At 66.8% G+C, this 17744-nt stretch carries 22 protein-coding genes; 10 read left to right on the forward strand and 12 right to left on the reverse strand.

Going from position 1 to position 17744, the window contains the following annotated elements:
• The first annotated feature begins 1 nt into the window (after position 1).
• Together G6N48_RS17375 and G6N48_RS17380 are read left to right on the forward strand one after the other, a co-directional pair.
• Entirely contained in the window at positions 2-838 is an 837-nt protein-coding gene (locus G6N48_RS17375; RefSeq protein WP_085267147.1) for a metal ABC transporter ATP-binding protein, read from the forward strand.
• Complete coding sequence (locus tag G6N48_RS17380) at positions 835-1749, forward strand: metal ABC transporter permease (protein WP_085267146.1); 915 nt, start codon at positions 835-837, stop codon at positions 1747-1749. Before G6N48_RS17375 ends, G6N48_RS17380 begins: the two co-directional genes overlap by 4 nt.
• Before the next feature lie 4 nt (positions 1750-1753).
• Here the strand turns inward: G6N48_RS17380 and G6N48_RS17385 are convergent, their stop codons facing one another.
• A complete protein-coding gene (locus G6N48_RS17385) occupies positions 1754-2656 on the reverse strand; it encodes a class I SAM-dependent methyltransferase (protein WP_085267172.1) in 903 nt (300 codons plus the stop codon).
• Positions 2657-2755: 99 nt separating this feature from the next.
• Here G6N48_RS17385 and G6N48_RS17390 point away from each other — a divergent pair, with 99 nt between their 5' ends.
• Complete coding sequence (locus G6N48_RS17390; RefSeq protein ID WP_085267145.1) at positions 2756-3898, forward strand: GTP-binding protein; 1143 nt, start codon at positions 2756-2758, stop codon at positions 3896-3898.
• Positions 3899-4284: 386 nt separating this feature from the next.
• Here the strand turns inward: G6N48_RS17390 and G6N48_RS17395 are convergent, their stop codons facing one another.
• Together G6N48_RS17395 and mrf are read right to left on the reverse strand one after the other, a co-directional pair.
• Complete coding sequence (locus tag G6N48_RS17395) at positions 4285-4539, reverse strand: type B 50S ribosomal protein L31 (RefSeq protein WP_085267144.1); 255 nt, start codon at positions 4537-4539, stop codon at positions 4285-4287.
• The gene (gene mrf, locus G6N48_RS17400) at positions 4539-5729 is read right to left on the reverse strand and encodes a ribosome hibernation factor-recruiting GTPase MRF (RefSeq protein WP_085267143.1); all 1191 of its coding nucleotides are present in this window, start codon (positions 5727-5729) and stop codon (positions 4539-4541) included. The genes G6N48_RS17395 and mrf overlap by 1 nt, the downstream gene beginning before the upstream one ends.
• 110 nt (positions 5730-5839) lie before the next feature.
• Between mrf and rpmB the strand changes: the two genes are divergently transcribed.
• The 4 genes from rpmB to G6N48_RS28310 all read left to right on the forward strand — a co-directional run bounded on the left by rpmB (position 5840) and on the right by G6N48_RS28310 (position 6892).
• On the forward strand, positions 5840-6076 hold the full coding sequence (gene rpmB, locus G6N48_RS17405; RefSeq protein ID WP_085267142.1) for a 50S ribosomal protein L28: 237 nt from the start codon (positions 5840-5842) through the stop codon (positions 6074-6076).
• Entirely contained in the window at positions 6076-6240 is a 165-nt protein-coding gene (gene rpmG / locus G6N48_RS17410) for a 50S ribosomal protein L33 (RefSeq protein WP_085267141.1), read from the forward strand. The genes rpmB and rpmG overlap by 1 nt, the downstream gene beginning before the upstream one ends.
• 2 nt (positions 6241-6242) lie before the next feature.
• The gene (rpsR, locus tag G6N48_RS17415; RefSeq protein WP_085267140.1) at positions 6243-6506 is read left to right on the forward strand and encodes a 30S ribosomal protein S18; all 264 of its coding nucleotides are present in this window, start codon (positions 6243-6245) and stop codon (positions 6504-6506) included.
• Positions 6507-6697: 191 nt separating this feature from the next.
• Positions 6698-6892, forward strand: a complete 195-nt coding sequence (locus tag G6N48_RS28310) for a hypothetical protein (protein ID WP_232066651.1) — start codon at positions 6698-6700, stop codon at positions 6890-6892.
• A 27-nt stretch (positions 6893-6919) separates the two neighbouring features.
• Here the strand turns inward: G6N48_RS28310 and G6N48_RS17425 are convergent, their stop codons facing one another.
• The 6 genes from G6N48_RS17425 to G6N48_RS17455 form a co-directional block, all read right to left on the reverse strand.
• Complete coding sequence (locus G6N48_RS17425; protein ID WP_085267138.1) at positions 6920-7657, reverse strand: TIGR03943 family putative permease subunit; 738 nt, start codon at positions 7655-7657, stop codon at positions 6920-6922.
• Positions 7658-8608, reverse strand: coding sequence for a permease (locus G6N48_RS17430; protein ID WP_139825566.1), 951 nt, complete (start codon positions 8606-8608; stop codon positions 7658-7660).
• 199 nt (positions 8609-8807) lie between these two features.
• Positions 8808-9098 (reverse strand): WXG100 family type VII secretion target, encoded by a 291-nt coding sequence (locus G6N48_RS17435; protein ID WP_085267171.1) that lies wholly within the window; start codon positions 9096-9098, stop codon positions 8808-8810.
• A 29-nt stretch (positions 9099-9127) separates the two neighbouring features.
• On the reverse strand, positions 9128-9421 hold the full coding sequence (esxG, locus tag G6N48_RS17440; RefSeq protein WP_085267136.1) for a type VII secretion system protein EsxG: 294 nt from the start codon (positions 9419-9421) through the stop codon (positions 9128-9130).
• Positions 9422-9445: 24 nt separating this feature from the next.
• Positions 9446-11245, reverse strand: a complete 1800-nt coding sequence (locus G6N48_RS28675) for a PPE family protein (RefSeq protein WP_269475431.1) — start codon at positions 11243-11245, stop codon at positions 9446-9448.
• 329 nt (positions 11246-11574) lie between these two features.
• Positions 11575-12144 (reverse strand): TetR-like C-terminal domain-containing protein, encoded by a 570-nt coding sequence (locus G6N48_RS17455; protein ID WP_161494162.1) that lies wholly within the window; start codon positions 12142-12144, stop codon positions 11575-11577.
• Between the two features lie 197 nt (positions 12145-12341).
• On the opposite strand from G6N48_RS17455, the gene G6N48_RS17460 reads away from it, so the two are divergent.
• Positions 12342-13637: a diguanylate cyclase domain-containing protein gene (locus G6N48_RS17460; RefSeq protein ID WP_139825591.1), complete on the forward strand. Its 1296-nt coding sequence runs from the start codon at positions 12342-12344 to the stop codon at positions 13635-13637.
• Here G6N48_RS17460 and G6N48_RS17465 read toward each other — a convergent pair.
• Complete coding sequence (locus G6N48_RS17465) at positions 13634-14530, reverse strand: oxygenase MpaB family protein (protein ID WP_085267374.1); 897 nt, start codon at positions 14528-14530, stop codon at positions 13634-13636. The genes G6N48_RS17460 and G6N48_RS17465 overlap by 4 nt on opposite strands.
• A gap of 91 nt (positions 14531-14621) precedes the next feature.
• Here G6N48_RS17465 and G6N48_RS17470 point away from each other — a divergent pair, with 91 nt between their 5' ends.
• Positions 14622-15290 (forward strand): TetR/AcrR family transcriptional regulator, encoded by a 669-nt coding sequence (locus G6N48_RS17470; RefSeq protein ID WP_372511388.1) that lies wholly within the window; start codon positions 14622-14624, stop codon positions 15288-15290.
• On the opposite strand, the gene G6N48_RS17475 is transcribed toward G6N48_RS17470, so the two are convergent.
• Both G6N48_RS17475 and G6N48_RS17480 read right to left on the reverse strand, forming a co-directional pair.
• Positions 15244-15792, reverse strand: a complete 549-nt coding sequence (locus G6N48_RS17475) for a hypothetical protein (protein ID WP_085267378.1) — start codon at positions 15790-15792, stop codon at positions 15244-15246. The two genes, G6N48_RS17470 and G6N48_RS17475, sit on opposite strands and share 47 nt — an antisense overlap.
• Positions 15793-15799: 7 nt before the next feature.
• Positions 15800-16381, reverse strand: a complete 582-nt coding sequence (locus G6N48_RS17480) for a VOC family protein (protein ID WP_085267379.1) — start codon at positions 16379-16381, stop codon at positions 15800-15802.
• Positions 16382-16559: 178 nt separating this feature from the next.
• On the opposite strand from G6N48_RS17480, the gene G6N48_RS17485 reads away from it, so the two are divergent.
• Entirely contained in the window at positions 16560-17693 is a 1134-nt protein-coding gene (locus G6N48_RS17485; RefSeq protein ID WP_085267375.1) for an alpha/beta hydrolase, read from the forward strand.
• Positions 17694-17744: the final 51 nt, after the last annotated feature.

The raw sequence follows: 17744 nt of genomic DNA on the forward strand, positions 1-17744 counted from the left end.
CATGACAACCTCGGCTGACCATGGAACCGCGCCGCCGATCGTCGAGCTGTGTGCCGCCGGACTGGGTTACGGGTCGCGGCTGCTCTGGCAAGATGTGAATCTCGCGGTGGCACCGGGCGAGTTTCTCGCCGTGCTGGGTCCCAACGGCTGTGGTAAAACCTCGCTGATCCAGGTGCTCCTCGGGTTGACCGCCCTGTCGTCGGGGTCGGCTCGGGTGTGCGGGGCCCCGCCGCGTCGCCGCAACCACACGATCGGCTACATCCCGCAACACCGCGGTTTCGATCGTGACCTGCCGATGCGCGGGATCGATCTGGTGCGGCTCGGGGTTGACGGACACCGCTGGGGAATCGGGCTGCCCAGCACGGCGCGCCGGCGCCGCGTCGAAGCGGCGATCGACGCCGTGGGGGCGTCCCGGTTCGCCGACGCCCCGATCGGGCGGTGTTCCGGCGGGGAGCAGCAACGCCTGCGAATCGCCCAGGCTCTGGTCGGGAACCCGAAGCTGTTGCTGTGTGATGAACCGCTGCTGTCGCTGGACATCAGATATCAGGCCGAGATAGTCGAGAGCATCGACCGGCAGCGGCACGCCTCGGGCATCGCGGTAGTGCTGGTGACCCACGAGATCAATCCGATCCTCAAGGTCGTCGACCGGGTGCTCTACCTCGTGGGCACCCGCTGGGCGACCGGAACCCCTGACGAGGTGCTGACCAGTGCGACCCTCACGGAGCTATACCAGACCACCGTCGAGGTGCTGCGCGTACACGGCCGGCTCATCATCGTCGCGGCTAACGAGAAAGTGCATGTCGACGGCCATCACGACGACACGGCGCTGGCACGGTGACCCTGTCTGACTACCTGAGCGACACGTTCGTTCAGAACGCCCTGATCGCGGCCACGCTGGTGGCCGTGACCGCCGGCTTGATCGGCCCGTTCGTCATCATCCGCGATCTCGCGTTCGCGGTGCACGGCGCCGCCGAGCTGGCGTTTACCGGCGCCGCGGCCGGCTTGCTCGTCGCCGACAACCCCGTTCTGGGCGCGTTGTTGGGATCGCTGGTCGTCGCCACCGCCATCGGGCTGTTAGGCGATCGTCCCCGCGAGCGGAATTCCGCGATCGGGGTGATCCTCGCCTTCGGCCTCGGCTTGGGGGTTTACCTGCTTTCGCTGTACACCGGGTTCGCCACAGCCGCCACCAACATACTGTTCGGACAGCTGTTCGGCGTCAGCCCCAGCCAGATCGCTTTGCTCATCGGCGTGGCGATCGCGGTGCTGGGCACGATGACGCTGCTGTACCGCCCGCTGCTGTTCGCCTCCGTCGATCCCGACGTCGCGCTCGCGCGTGGGGTTCCCACCCGGCTGGTCGGGCTGCTGTTCGTCTACCTGCTCGCACTGACCGTCACCGAAGCCGCGCAAATCGTTGGGACGCTGCTGGTCCTTAGCCTGGCGATTACACCTGCCGCCGCGGCCACCCGGCTGACCGCGCGCACCCCGAGGCTGATCGCCTTATCGATCGGGTTTGCGTTGATCGCCGCCGACGGCGGACTGCTGCTGGGACTGCTTCAACCGAACGTCAAAGCCAGCGTCTTCATCAGCACCATCAGCTTCGGCATTTACGCCGTCGTCCGGCTGGCCAGCCCTGGCTTCCGCCAGTCAGTCGCCGAAGGCCGCGCAGCCAAGTGGGTAACGACCGGCTTCCGCGAGGTCATGCACAGCGGGTCGCGCACGAGCGGTGGCGGGGGCGAGGCGGTGCCGTAGAGACTCACTCGCCCTTGGCGGCGCTCACCAGCGTGTTGCGCGCGAGCATCGCCCCAGCTTCGGTTCCCGGTCCGGGAACCGGGCGGCCGTTTTGGCGCAGGGAATCGGTCAGCGGAGTTCCGACCGCGGTCCATCCGCGCTTGCCGAACCACTCGGTGGCCGGCGCGCATCGCTCGTTGTAGACCAGCTGGTAGAAGGGCCGCTGGTCCTCGCCCGCGGCTCGTTCCTCTGCCAGCTTGGACTCGTAGTCGTCCGGGTCCATCGGGGCGCCGTCTTCGACGGCGACGCGGCTGCCCGCGGCGGCCAGGCTGTCGAGGCCGGTGAAGAGCTGCTCTTGTGCGTCGGCAGGAAGGTAGATGAGCAGACCCTCAGCGATCCATGCGGACGGCTGGGCGGCATCAAAGCCGCCATCACGCAACGCCTGCGGCCAGTCCTCGCGCAGGTCGACCGCAATCTCGCGACGCTGGGCCCGCGGTTGGGCGCCGTGGTCGGTCAGCACCCCACGCTTGAAATCCAGGACCTGCGGACGGTCCAGCTCGAAGATCGTCGTCGCCGCAGGCCAGTCCAGGCGGTAGGCGCGAGAGTCCAGTCCCGCGGCCAAGATGACCACCTGCCGCACACCCGCCGCGGCTGCCCGTCGGAAATACTCGTCGAAGTACCTGGTGCGGGCGCCCTGAAAGTTGACGAAATGCTGGCCCCAGTCGGGGGTCGTCAGCTGATGGCCGGGAGCCCGACCGTCGAGAACGTCGGCCGCCGCACCGCCCACGGCGCGACAAAACAGCTCCGCATAGGGGTCTACGGCCAGTGGGTCGGCTTTTTGGGCTTCCAGCGCTCGCGCCGTCGCCACGAACAACGCGGTGGAGCCGACGCTCGTTGTGATGTCCCAGGTATCACCTTCGCTACGCACCCTACCGAGGCTAGCCGAGGCGCCGGCGGCGGCGCCCGGGCCCGGCGCAGAGGTCAAGTTTCGCTTGGCGTGCTTATTGAAAATCATTATCATTAAGCGATGCCCTCCCCGTGTTCCGATCTGCTGCCCGTTACCGTCCTGTCCGGCTTCCTCGGAGCGGGAAAAACCACCTTGCTCAACCATGTTTTGGCCAACCGCGAGGGCCGGCGTGTCGCGGTAATCGTCAACGACATGAGCGAGGTCAACATCGACGCCGCGCTGGTTGCCGGAAAAGGCTATTTGGATCGCACCGAAGAGAAGTTGGTCGAGCTGACCAATGGCTGCATTTGTTGCACCTTGCGGGAAGACCTCATCGAGTCGGTTGCGCAGCTGGCAGCTGAGGGCCGTTTCGATCACCTCGTGATCGAATCGACCGGCATCTCTGAACCCATGCCGGTCGCGGCCAGCTTCAGCTGGGAATTCGAAAATGGGTTCAGCCTCAGCAGGGTTGCGCGACTCGACACGTTGGTAACGGTCGTCGACGCGTCGACGTTTCTGCGCGAACTTGCCCGCGGGGAGAAGCTGGCGGACCGCCACCTCGCCACTGGCGACGGCGACATCCGGACCATCGCCGATCTGCTGGTCGATCAGGTCGAATTCGCTGACGTTATCCTGCTCAACAAGACCGATTTGGTCAGCGAGCAGGCGTGCGGAATGGTGGCCGCGACGCTGAGGCGACTGAATCCCTCGGCGAAGATACTGCACACCGATCACGGCCGGGTGGAGCTCTCAGAGGTGTTGGACACCGGCCTGTTCGACCCCGACCTCGCCGCACAGTCACCAGGCTGGGACGAGGAGCTCACAGACGGACACACGCCGGAGACCGAGGAATACGGCATCTCCAGCGTGACATTTCGCGCCCAGCGCCCTTTTCACCCTGAGCGTCTAGACGCAGCGCTGAGACAGTTGCACGGGGTGTTGCGGAGCAAGGGCTTCTGCTGGATCGCGAGCCGGCCAGACCTGGCAGCAATCTGGTCGCAAGCCGGACACGACGTGGTGATTGAACCAGCGCAGTACTGGTCGACCGCAGCCTTCCCTCCCGGTCAGGAGATCGTCTTCATCGGTGTCAAGCTCGACCACCAGGGAGTCTTGGGCCTCATGGAATCGGCGTTGCTCATCGATGTCGAACTGGCCGAAGGCCCACAACATTGGGTGTGCTACAACGACCCGCTGCCGCCGTGGTTTCTGGCCCACACCCAATGAATAGGACAGCAAGACGGGAGATCTGATGATCCAAGCGCATCGCTACCGGCCCGGGGATCACCGGTCACGACGCGAGATCGATCTGGCGATCGGCGTTCTCATTGGTATGCGCCGTTGCTCGGCGCACCAAGCGTTGGAAACGCTCGTGGAGGCCACCCGGGTTACCGGAGTCGGACTGGGCGCGGTGTCTGGCACATTGCTCACCGTCGTGACCGGCGATGCCGAACGATGGACTGTTGACAAGACGTCAGATCACTGGCGCGCGTTGCTCGAATTGCCCACCGGCGCTTGCCGTCCAGCGACACCTCACGAATAGCGCGCACGAGCCCGTAACCCCAACCGGCGTTACTTACCGCCGGTGTGCCGTGACGAGGAAACTGCGCCGACTACCGGGTGCCGTAGCGGCGGCGGAATTTCTCCACTTGCCCGGCGGTGTCGACGATTCGGCGGCCGCCTGTCCAAAACGGGTGGGAATCGGAGCTGACTTCCACGACGATAAGTGGGTAAGTGCGGACTCCGTCCGAAGTCTCCCATTCGATGGTGCGTGAACTCGTGACGGTCGATCGGGTCAGGAACATGGCGCCGGTGGTGGCGTCCTGGAAGACGACGGGGTGGTAGTCGGGGTGGATGCCTTGTTTCATCATCGTTCTCCGTGCTGGATGTTCCGGGCGGCCGCGTTTTCGGCGCCTTCGGCTTCACACGAGCCTTCTTGCCAGTCCCCGAAGGGATCTTCATAGTGCATCCAGTCCTGTGGGGACCGGAACTCGTCGTCAGTGAGCACCGCCCCTCGTAGGGCGTTTGTGATGTCGGCGGGCCGCGCGCCATACGTCAGGATTGTCATGGCCGAGTGGCGATCGCCGTGCCGGGCGTCCCAGCTCAGCTCGGCGAAGGCACGTCGCTCTGCGTCGACGTCTGCAATTTCCGCCGATGTCGAGGCGGCGAGCCACTTGCCGGCCGAACTCACCCCCATTCCACTGCCGGCCGACTCCAGCCACATCGCCTCGGTGGGCTCAGTGGCCAGCCACAGCCGCCCCCGGGAACGGACGACGCCGTCCAGCAGCAAGTCGAGACACTCGTGCAGACGCTGGGGATGGAACGGGCGGCGCGCGTTGAACTCGACGAGGCCTACCTGGGTCCGAGATTCCAGTGGAGGCTGCCCGAGAAGCAACGGGCCGTGCGGGTCGTCACTTCGACCTCGTCGTGCCTCCCGGTGGAGATCGCTCAGGGCGTCCTCGATGCCTGCGGCGGTCACCTGGACGCGAGCACGGGGCGATAGCCGTTGCAGTACGGCAGCCGCGACCGGATTCGCGCGGTCGAGTACGGCCACGTCGGCGAATTCGGCCTGGTTCACCACGACTTGGGCGACGGTCCGACCGTCGTCGAGTTCGTCGTCTCCGAGCGCTTGTCGCAGCCAGACCGAGGTATCGAGACAACTCACCACTGCGGCGATCGCCACGTCCAGGGCTGCGGGCCCATCGACGTATCCCGGCGCCACCCGCACCCGGACGTGATTGATCGCCAAGCAGATGGGTTCCGGCTCCAGCCAGGGCGCCAGACGGACCACGACGCGGTCGACGTCCGAGCGCCGGTGCAACTGCCGCAGGTAGATCATGAGGTCATTACGGATGGTGCACGATATGCATCCGTGAGCGAGTTCCAGCCCGACCTCGGCTGTAGTCATCATGCCGTGCTGGCGGGTTGTCGACGTGCGGCGCACGACGTGACCGTCGAACCGATGCTCGATGAGCAGCGTGCCCGGGCGACGCAGCAGTGCGGTGACGACCTGGTCGGTGCCGTTCTGGCCGGCAACCAGGATGACGGGCGTTCGCATCGCCCTCCTTATCGGTAATCATTTTCATTAAGCCTACCGATACGGTACCGTCTCAGGCAGGGCTTGTCGAAAATGATTTTCAATAAGCATGGGACCGAGAGGGGCTCAGATTGTCCGCCCATTGCCAAGTGACCGGGAGGGCACCGGGTTTCGGTAACGCTGTCTCGCATTCGCACCGTCGAACTCCGCGGCGCTGGTCACCCAACATCCAGCTCAAGACCTACTACCTGCCGTCCGAGGGAAGGCGGATCCGGTTGCGGGTCAGCGCGAAGGGCATCAAAGTGATCGACCGCGACGGGATCGAAGCCGTCGTTGCGCGGTTGCGGCGCGAAGGGCAGCGAATCTGATGGCGCGCAACGAGATCCGACCCATCGTCAAACTTCGCTCGACGGCGGGCACCGGCTACACCTACGTGACTCGCAAGAACCGGCGCAACGACCCGGATCGCATGGTGCTCCGCAAGTACGATCCGGTGATCCGCCGCCACGTCGAGTTCCGAGAGGAACGCTGAGCATGGCCAAAAAACCTCAGCGATCTCGTCGTCCCGCCCAGCAGGGCGTCAGGTCGACCAAGAAGAACCTGCTGGCCAGCCTGGGCCTGCGCACCGTCGACTACAAGGACACCGCCTCGCTGCGCGTGTTCATTTCGGAACGCGGCAAAATTCGCTCGCGACATGTCACCGGTCTCACGGTTCGACAACAACGGCAGGTCAGCATCGCGATCAAAAATGCCCGCGAAATGGCGCTACTGCCCTACCCCGGCCAGGCGCCGCGTTGACGCCCGCCGGAGGCGGGACCCGCCGTCCCTTCACGGTGGTGGTATGTGCTGCCTGCGGGACCTACCAGAACTTGTCGATAATCGACGAACTACGTCCGACCATTCGGCGATGTCCACGCGCGGTGCTCGTCTCCGCGGCGTGCGTGCTCGGGCCACTCACCTGCGCGTCCCGCCCGACCGGATGCGGCGTCATGGCTTTACTCCAGCCCTGCACCAACGACCGGATAGCCTGCGGGCCGGCCCAGTGGATCGGCCCCATCACCGACAGCGATGACGCAGCGGCGCTGCGCGACTGGCTGGAGCTGGGCGAATGGGAAAATACGCCGGTGCCGCGAAAACTCGGCCGCCACCAGTTGTGGACTCGCAGCCTCAGTCGCAGCAATTGACGTAATGGCGACGTGCCAGCGGGCCCGTCAATGAGGGTAGGCATACGGGTTGGGCGGGGCATCGATGCGCGTAACCGAAGTGGCCTGCAGTATCGGAACTGAGACCGACTTTGCTTGCTTGACAACGGGTAACACCTGGCCCTGTACCCGGAGCCAGGTATTGTCTGGCAGCCCGGCGGCGTCGGCGGCAGCCGGGCCACGCAAATGGAGCCGGGCCAGTTGGGCGTCGGCGGCACAACAGATGATGACGATGCGTCCAAGGTCCACGCCCTGTGCCTCGTTGACGACAAATCCGGTTACGGTGATCGACCGATTGGTCAACGAGCCGGTCGTGTCCTGAGCTTCCCGCATCAACACGTCCGGCAGCGACACTTCGGGTGCGGCGCCCGGTGGTAGCGGCGGGAATGCCCGATTGAGAACATCATTGGACACCGAGGTCACAGACGGGCCTGCGGCTGAGGGCCGCAGCGCCGGCGGCGTCACAAAGCACAGGAGCACGATGGGGACGAGAAGCAGCCACACAATTCCGGCCCTATGGGTATGGGAGTGGTCATGATCGCCGGGATGGTCGCTGAGCCGGGGCCCGCCCCGGGCGATATCGCCGATGATCGCCGACAGCGCCAACGCGATGAGCAAGACCGCCGACGCGGCCAGCCACGGCATCAGCCCGGGCTTGACGTAACGCGTGAAGGTGCCCGACAGCGTGATCAGGACGATACCGATTCCCACCAGCAGCAGGACGGTGTTCTCAGTCTCGCGGCTCATTCAGGTACCGCCGAGGACGAAAAGCCCGACGATACATGCGCTCGCCGTTGCGACCAGCAATGTGCCGGGCGCGAAACGGGCCGCGAAAGCGCGGCCGAACATGCCCGCCTGCATCGCAAACAGTTTCACGTCGACGGCCGGTCCCACCACCAGAAACACGAGCCTGGGTAACAACGGAACCATCGTCATGCTGGCTGCCACGAACGCGTCAGCCTCCGAACACAACGCGAGCACCACCGCCAGGACGGCCATTACCGCCACACCGAGGACCAAGTCGCCCGCCAGATTCGCGAACACCCACGGCGGCACCATCACATGAAGCATGGCCGCCGCGGCGGCACCCAGCACCAAATACGATGCGGCTTGGAGGAAGTCGTGCCGGGCCGCCTCGGCGAACACCACCCATCGGGACTGGGTCGCAGCGCTCGAGGGTGGCAGCCGACGGGTGATCCACTCCGGGCGGCCCCACCGCGCCCACGCCCACCCCATGATCACCGCGGTCAGCAGTGACGCCCCCATCCGGGCAATAACCATCATCGGCGCACCGGGAAAGGCCACCGCGGTGGCCACCAGCACCACCGGATTGATCGCCGGCGCGGCCAGCATGAATGTCAGGGCCGCGGCACCCGTCGCCCCGCCTTCGCCGAACAATCGCCGCGCCACGGGAACTGACCCACATTCACACCCGGGCAACGCCGCTCCACCGAGGCCGGCAGCCAGCACCGCGATCGCGGGACGTCGCGGCACCCAGCGCGCTAATCGCTCCGGCGACACGAAGGTGGCGATCAAGCCGCTGACTACTACCCCGAGCGCCAGGAAGGGAACCGCTTGGACGAACACCCCACAGAAAACCGTGCCCGCCGTCGACAATGCCTGACTGTCGAGGACAGCTTTTCGCAGCATCGTCGCCGAGAAGAGGCCGGCCAGCATGATGCCAACCAGGACTTCCATCGATCCGACGCGCAGCCTGGACCCATTCCTCAGAGTTGGCACCGTATCAGTATGTCAGGGCGCGGACACCGCAACGGGAGCGCGCGTGCGGCCTCGGCGCGGATTCTCTCCGTGGACCTCAGCACGTGGCTATGCCGGTACCCGCTCGGCCGGGCGGTCCTCAAGAACCCAGTGGCGCAAGGCCTTTCGGGCCGGTTCGCTAGCCGCCCCACCGGGCGGCTTCGGCCGTGTCGCGGGCGTACATGGCCAACGTGTTGGCCTCATGGGTGCTGGCCATCGACTGATAGGCCCGCACCAGGGCCTCCATGGCCTGGTTCCACTGGGCCTGCCACACCTGATACGCCATGCCGGTATCACCCTGCCAGGCACTCGACAACGCGGCCTGCTCACTGGCGATATCAGCCCCCAGGCTCTGCAACGTGCCCGCATAGCCCGACATATCCCCGGCATGACCCAGCATCGCCGGGTAGTTGTACATAATCTGCGACATCACAAGTCCTTTCGCAACTAACGGAGAGATCAGAACCCGGTATAACCCGACGCCGCCGCCGCATCGGCAGCCACATAGGTCCCCGCGGCATCCCCCAGATTGGCCTGAGCGATATCCAACAACGTGTTCACCCGCGCCGCGGCCTCCACGAACCGGGCATGCGCGGCCTGAAACGCCGCCGACGCCTCACCCTGATGAAAAGCCTGCGCCGACACCGCCTCCTGCTCAGCCTGACCGATCGTGCTGCGCATCAACCCCGCCTTAGCCCCAAACGCCGACTGCGCCGCCACCAACTGCGGAATATGCGCATCCAACAAACTCATCACAATCCCTCTCGTCGTTGCGATTCAGCTTCCTGACGCCCCGTCATCCCGTTCAGGAGTGCCCTTCGGATCCCAGGTGCCCGGCATCATGGGCATCCTTGGGCTACCGCCGAACTCGTCACCAGCAAGTGTGGTCAGGCCCGCCGCGCCCGCGGCCGAAGCCTTGTGGGCCGTGCCGGCAAACCCCAGGTTTCCGCCCCCTTGGCCGGAGGCTGCGGTTTGGTCGGCCGTCGGCGCACCCCAATCGGGGTCCACGTCGACGTTCATGTCCATGAATTCGTCGCCGTAGTTACGCTGGCGCGCCCGTCGCCGCCGCCGTGCCGGCGCCGCCTCTCGCGCGGCCACTGCGGCTGGCACCGCCGCCAAGGCGCCGCGTCTTGGCGTCTTCCTTTGCGCGACGGCGCTTGAACTGGCACTCATCCCGGATTCGGTCCCTATGCCGGGAGGCACCGCGTATGGGGGTACGAAACCGGCCGCAGCCGCGGGCGCAGGCGGTGGTGGCGGCGGCGGGGCCGGGGCCGGCGGCGCCGCGGGGCTGGGCGAGGGCGGTGCCGGAGCTGTCGCGGGCGCGGCGGCCGGGACGGCGACCGAGGTGAGCCCTATCGCCGGCAACGCGGCGGGCGCGGCGGCGGCCGGTGCGGCCAGGGCAGGCGCCACGTGAGCTATGCCGGCCAGCCCGGCCAGGCCCCCCAAGCCCCCCAGAGCCGCGGGGGTGATGGCTGAGGTTGCAGCCAGTGCCACCGCCGGGTTGGTGACTGCATAGGAAAGTACTTCCTCAATGTGGGTGGGGATGTCGAAAAACAACCAGCTACCGGCCCATTGAAAGGCCTCCACCGGGTTTTGCGTCAGGTCGACCGCGAAATTTTGAAAATCCTCAAAAAGTTCAAGGCTTCGGGCGAGCCAGAATGACGCTTGCCCGGGATTCGTATATGTGTCATAGGTGGCTCCATTGATGGTGCCACCTACGGGATCCCAAGATTGGCCGAAGTGCTGCAAGATGTTCACGACGATGTTATCGATCGGAAGGTTGACCGTCGGGTCGTGCGCGACCTGAGTGTTCGAGATACCGACGCTTTGCAGCAAGTTAACCAAACCCTGCGGCAGCCCGAGAGGGTTGTTCCCATAGCCGTTGCCGAGCAGAATGCCCGAAATCTGCGCCTGGAACCCCCCAGGGTCCGCCAGGAATATCTGGACCTGCTGTTCGATCCCCTGGACGATCGACTGAACGAAGTTGGTGGCCTCCGACAGCACGTTGCTCAGGGCCGCCGGGTCGGCTTGCGCGTCGGTCTTCACGATCTGCGGCGCCGCGGTGGTCTGCGGCGTCGACGCCACCGCGGCGCTGGAGACCGCTTGATAGGTCGCCATCGTCAGGGCGGCCTGCACCCACATGCGCATATAGTCGGCTTCGTTGACCGCTATCGGAATCGTGTTGATGCCGAAGAAGTTGGTGGCCAATAGCACCCCGTGGACCACATGGTTGGTGGTCAGCTCGGCCATCGTCGGCATCGCCGCCAACGCGGCGGTGTAGCTCGCGGCCGAGGTCTCCAGTGAGGCGGCCGCGGCCGCGCTATTGGCCCCGGCCTGCATCAACCACGCCAGATACGGCACGTATGCCGCCGCGTACGCCGCGGCGCTGGGCCCCTCCCACACGCCGCCCTCCACCGACGCCAGCAGCGCACTGAGCTCCTGCGCCACCGACGCGTATTCCGCGCTCAGAGAATTCCAGGCGCCCGCCGCCTCCACCAACGCCCCAGGCCCGGGGCCGCTGCTCAACAACGTCGAGTGCACCTCCGGCGGTGCGGCCATCCAGATTGGCGCCGTCACGGTTACTGCCCCGCGATCGTGTCGCACGGCGCCACCGGAACGGCCTCCATTCTGGCGGCCAGCGGTGGGACCGTCGCACCCGCGGCGGCCAAGCCCTCTGGCAGCACCCGCAAAGCCATGGCAGTACTCCTCACCTCTCCTGCGACGAGCTGGGCGAACCCCAAGCAGCTTACTGAAAATGGTTTTCGTTATCAACCCAAATGAAGTCCCGGTGCCGCCCGCCGGAACTCGCGCCGGGCAATTCGAACCGCGACCGCCGGTCGGGGACGGCCCCTAATCCAGCCGGGGAGTAGGCGGGCTGCACCTCGGCGCGGTACCCGGTCCCGGCACTAGCAACGGGCAGCGGCCGCGGCCTGGGCTGCGGACTTTTCGATAAGGGCGTCGTCGATGGGCCTACCGCTGATGAACGCGCGGAAGTACATCGGCGCGACGAGGACTTCGACCACGGTCTCTGCGCGGGCCGCGGACGTGTCGGGGCAGTCGCGCGCGCCGTCCAGAATGTCCCTCACCGCACCGAACCGGTTCGCCCAGAACCGGGAGATCAAGTCGTCGAGCTCCGGGTCCTCGGCGCGCGCCGCGATGAAACCGGCGATCAGCCGGCGAGTGCCGAGGTCGCCCAGCGCCGCCGCGACCCGCCTGGCCAGCAGGCGCAGGTCGCGGTCGAGATCGCCGCTGACCGTCACCGGAGGGGCATCCTCGGCCAGCTCCAGGCCCGCGTCGATGACCAGCTGCGCTTTGCTCGGCCAGCGGCGGCCGACGGTTGCCCGGTCGACTCCTGCCAGCGTTGCCACGGCGGCCGGCGTCACGGCGGCGTAGCCCTTGAGTGACAGCTGGCGGCGCACCGCGTCGAGCACGGCCGCGCGGATCCGCGCGCTGCGACCGCCGGGCCGCGCGCGCACCGTGTCCGCGCCGTGTCGGCCGATCGGATCACTATTTGGAATCCAGGGCCCCCAGTTGCCTAAGATCGCATGTGTTGCGATAGTACGATCGTTCGCCCATTCTGCGGTAAAGCGGGTGTTTCTGCGTCCGGAGAGCCGGTGGCGCCGCCGAGAAAGAAACCCCCAGCGATGGGCCGACTTCGGGATGAGGAGTTCGGGTGCTGACGTCGTGGATCGCCGATTGCGTGTACCCACCGCTCCCGCGCGCCAGCTCCCCGACGCCCGGGACCATCACGGTGCCCGCGGCGCTCGCGGACAGCATGAGCGACTGCGTCGTCGGGGTCGACGCCGACGGACTGATCGTGCACTGGAACAGGGCGGCCGAACGCACCTACCGGCGGCCCGCGGCCGACGTGATGGGCCAACCGGTGGCGGAAGCCCTCGGGACCGCGATCGATCTGAGCGGGCTCGCCGAAAAGGGTTTGTTCTCCTACACCGACCTGCACCGCGCGAGCGACGGCACGGCCGTTCCTGTGCACGTCGCGGCGGCGCCCGCCGAGACCGGAGCCGTTCTGGTCTGCACCGACCTGCGGCGGCCCCAAGCGAACGAACAGCGCCTGCAGACCGTCGTCGAGCGCCTCGACGAGGGAATCGTCCTGTTGTCGCCGGACGGCGATCTCGTGTCCATCAATCCGGCCGCGTTGCGGATTCTGGGCATGAAACCGGGTCAGCTGGCGACCGACTTCCAGGCGCGCGCCAGTCAGGTTCCGCTTTTCGACGCTTCGGGCGAACCGCTCGCCAGGGAGAAGCGGCCCAACCTGCGCGTGCAGGAAACGGGCACCGCAATCATGGACACGGTGTACGGCGTCGACTGGCCCGACGGTCAGCGCCGCTGGCTGTGCATCAGTTACCAGGCGCTGCACCCCGAAGATCCCGCCGGGTCAGACATTCTCGTCACGCTCCGCGACGTCACCGCGCGGCACGAGGCTACCCTGGCGCTGACGCACCAGGCCAACCACGACGCGCTCACCGGACTGCCGAACCGCGCGTGTGTCATCTCGACCATCAACGCCGCCCTCCAACCCGATGCCGAAAAGGTGCTGGGCGCAGTCCTTTTCATCGATATTGACGATCTCAAGGCCGTCAACGACGCACTCGGCCACGGCGCGGGTGACGATCTGCTCAGGCAGGCCGGACGGCGACTCAAGGCCGCCGTCGAGGGCTACGGGATGGTCGGTCGGGTCGGCGGCGACGAATTCGTGGTCGTCATCGAACGGTCCCTGCGCCCGGGGGAGATCGACGACATCTGCCGCAGTCTTGCCGCGGCCCTGGATGGTCCGGTCGCGATCGCCGGCGCCACCGCGCCGAGAATTCGTGCGAGCGTGGGTGTGGCCTGTGTCGATCCGGCGGCCACGCGCTCCGCCGAAGAGCTGCTCAGCGACGCCGACCGCGCCATGTACCGCGCCAAAGCCGAGAAAAGCGCATCGCGGGTGCGGCGACGCACCGCGAGTTAGACCAGCGGGCGCCCCGTCCGGATGCGGCGGTCGACGTCCCACAGCAAGACGTTGAAGGGGAACTGGCGGACGAAACGTGGCATCGCGCGGTTCAGCGATCGCAGCACCGCCATCAGCCGGTCGAAGCGGCGTTGCCGGGCGGTGTCCCACGGCAACCGCATCTCGTCGCGGAACCGTTGCGGCAGAAAGCCTGTGGTGATCAGCAACCCGAAGCCGTCCAGCAGGCGCTGCAGCCGGCACGGCAGGGGCAGTCCCCGAACACGGCCCGCGGCGATGGGGTACAGATAGTCCCGCACGGCGTCGTCGATCTGCACCTTCGCCAGCGACTCGTTCCAGTAGCGGTCGAACGCCGCACGGTCCTTCGGCCACATCGCCGGCGGCACCTGCAGCGTCGTGCCCAGCGCCATGCCTTCGCCGTAGTGGCGGTCGGCGTCCTGCGCGCCCAACTCGCCGACGAAGATGCGGTAGACGTCGACGGACCCCTTGTACAGGCAGGCGCCCACCCACAGCTGAAGGTCGGGGTCGAAGGCGTTGTAGGGCACCGGGTCGCCGGGCAGCGAGTACACCTGGGCGTGCGCCCGGTTGACCGCGCGCCGGAAGGCCGCCTTCTGCGTTTCGCTGCCGCGGGTGGCAACCGCGAGATAGGTGAAGGTGGTGCGCGCGCGTTTGATCGGATGCAGGTCCACCCGGCCGCTCTCGACGCGACTCTGCATCACGCCGTAGCCGACGCCGGGCCGCGCCAGCTGCATGATCACGTTCGCGGGGCCGGCCAGCAGCGCCACGCCCATCAAACCCTCGTCGATGCCGGACGCCCGCCCCCGCGCGCTCCGGTGCCGCCGGGGCGGGTCGGCGACGGCGCGCTCGACATGACCTAGTGGCTCGTGGACCGCCATAAGGGACCTCCCAGGCGCTGTTTGCGCTAATTGTGCGAACGCGTGTTTCCTGATGTTGTCCGCGTCGGGCGCCGGTGTCAAGATGGTGGTCATGCCCGAGGCTTCCGGCGCGCGGCCCTATCGCGGCATCAACGCCGCCGAGCGGCTGGCCGCCCGGCGGCGCCGGTTGCTGACCGCGGGCCTCGAACTGCTGGGAGCCGAACCGCCGGACCCTTCCGCGCTGACCGTGCGCGGCATCTGCCGCGAAGCTGGGCTGGCGGCCCGCTACTTCTACGAAAGCTTCGCCGACAAAGACGCACTGGTTGCCGGGGTGTTCGACTGGGTGATCGCCGACCTGGCCGCCACCACGCAGGCCGCGGTGGCGGCGGTACCGGCGCACGAGCAGAGCCGCGCCGGGATGGCCAACATCGTGCGGACCGTCGTCGGCGACGCCCGGATCGGGCGCCTTCTGTTCAGCTCACAGCTGGCCCACCCGGTGATCATGCGCAAACGCGCCGAATCGAGCGCCCTGTTCGCCATGCTGTCGGGCCAGCATGCCGGCGACGCGCTGTCAGCAAACGACCGCATCAAAGCCGGGGCCCACTTCGCGGTCGGCGGTGTCGGGCAGACGATCAGCGCATGGCTGGCCGGCGACATCCGGCTGGAGCCGGACCGGCTCGTGGATCAGCTGGCGACGCTGCTCGACCAATTGGCCGACCCACGCCTCTACGGGCTCAGGGAAACAGCGGCAGATGCCAGAGCCGCATCCCCGGATCCATGAGCCACAGGCGCGTCATCGTCAACCGCAGGATGCGCAGCGCGCCCGTGACCATGAACACCGCGAGTGGAATCTCGATGAGCAGGGCTGTGACAAGCGACAGCCAGACATCTTTGGGTCCGGCGGTCATGAGGTCGAACCACGCGTCGCACAGCAGCAGCACCCCGGAGGTGAAGGCCGCCAGCAGCAGCACCTGGCGGCGCAGGTAGCCCAGCACGGCCGTGGCGAGCATGAAGACGACCAGCAGGACATCGAATCCCACCCAGGTGGCGGGCCAGTTGTGGGCGACGTAGTTGTCCGGCAGCGTCCACGACAGGTATCCCAGCCACGGCACCATGGCCATGGAGCCACCGATCATGAGGCTGACCCGGATGCGCCGGACCCGGTCCAGGAACGCGGGGTCGATGACGTCGCTGAGGGGTTGTTCGAGCCGCTTTATCAGCTCGCGCCGCTGCGCCGGCGTCAACGCAGCGATCTGGGCGTCGGTCAGGATGCCGGAAGTCATCGACGAATCAGCGACCGACATTCACCGGCGACCGCCGATCGGCAGACGTCTTCGGCGCCACCTGGGCATCGCTGCTGCCAAATTCTCTTGTCCAGCAAGCGAATTCCAGGGTAATGCCATCGGGGTCCTGGAAGTAGAACGAACGCACGTATACGCCGGGGTGCAGCGTCGCGGACACTTGCCGCTCGCTCTCGTCGTGGTTGAGCACCGGCCCCACCCGCACGCCCTTGTCCTTGAGCCGCTGCCGGTAGGTGTCGAACTTCTCGGCCGGCACGTGAAATGCCAGGTGATTCATGGTGCTGACCGCGCTCATGATGTCGCCGATGCCGGGGATTGCGCCCGGCGAGGAGATTCCCGGCACCCGGTCAGGGGCGTCGGCGAACCAGAAGAAGGCGACGCAGTCGCCGTTGCCTGCGTCGAAGAAGAAGTGCTGCCCGGCGTTGCCGGGCAAATCCAGCGATTTGATCAGCGGCATCCCGAGGATGTTGGTGTAGAAGTCCACGGTGCGCGCCATATCGGAGCACACCAAGGCGACGTGGTTGATGCCGCCGAGTTCGAATTCGCGGTTGGGATTATGCGGCTTAATCATCTTGCGGCTCCTCACGGTCCCCTGCGGAGATCCTGGCCAAGATCAGATCCTGAATCTAACATCAGATTCACCCTCGGCCCAGGGAGGTGCGCCAAGTGTCGACCACGCCGGCCCGCGGTGGTGCCGAAATCCCCATGGCAGCAGGGCCCTTCATTCCCCGCGAAGGGGGGACGCACGAGTGACCCGTCATTCCGGTGCCGCCGGGGTGGTACGCGAATTCGTCGGTCTGCCGTCACGCACCGCCGGGCGCGCCGGGGCGGGCGGACACCCCTGTCAGGGCCTGTACCACCGCGGCGTGGGGCGCAAGCCCAAGGTGGCGATGATCGCCACCCACTACCAGATCGACTTCTCGGAGCATTACCTCGCCGACTACATGGCCACCCGCGGCATCGGCTTTCTGGGCTGGAACACCCGGTTCCGCGGTTTCGAAACCAATTTCCTGCTCGACCACGCGCTGGTAGACATCGGCGTGGGGGTACGCTGGCTGCGCGAGGTTCAGGGAGTGGATACCGTTGTGCTGCTGGGAAACTCGGGAGGCGGTTCACTGATGGCCGCTTACCAGTCGCAGGCGGTCGACCCGAACGTGGCCCCGCTCGAGGGGGTGCGGCCCGCGGCCGGCCTGACCGAGCTGCCCGCCGCCGACGGCTACGTGGCCAGCGCCGCGCACCCCGGCCGACCGGATGTGCTGACCGCCTGGATGGACGCGGCCGTCATCGACGAAAATGATCCTGTGGCAACAGATTCCGACCTCGACCTGTTCAACCAGCGCAACGGGCCGCCCTACTCACCGGAGTTCCTCGCCCGCTACCGGCGGGCGCAGACCGCCCGCAACGACGCCATCACCGACTGGGTCGAGAGTGAGTTCAAACGCGTTCGCGCCGCCGGTTTTTCCGACCGACCCTTTTGCGTGATGCGCACCTGGGCCGATCCCCGCATGGTCGACCCCGCGATCGAACCCACCAAGCGACAACCGAACACGTGTTATGCGGGCATCCCGGTCAAGGCGAACCGCTCCGCGCACGGGATCGCCGCGGCGTGCACGCTGCGCAACTGGCTGGCGATGTGGAGCCTGCGCTGCGCCCAGACCCGGGCCGAGCCGCACCTGGCGCGGATCACCTGCCCGTCGCTGGTGATCAACGCCGAGGCCGACACCGGGGTCTTCCCGTCCGACGCCGAGCGCATCTACGCCGCACTCGGGGGTACCGACAAGGCGCGGGCCTCGATCGACACCGACCATTACTTCACCACTCCGGGCGCGCGCAGCGAGCAGGCCGACACCATTGCCAGGTGGATCGCCAAGCGATGGCGCTGAGAGTTCCCGCCCCCTCGGCGCCAGGGACCTCGATTCCGTTGTGAGCCAGTT

This window comes from Mycobacterium parmense (genome assembly GCF_010730575.1).
In the GTDB taxonomy this organism is placed as follows: Bacteria; Actinomycetota; Actinomycetes; order Mycobacteriales; family Mycobacteriaceae; genus Mycobacterium; species Mycobacterium parmense.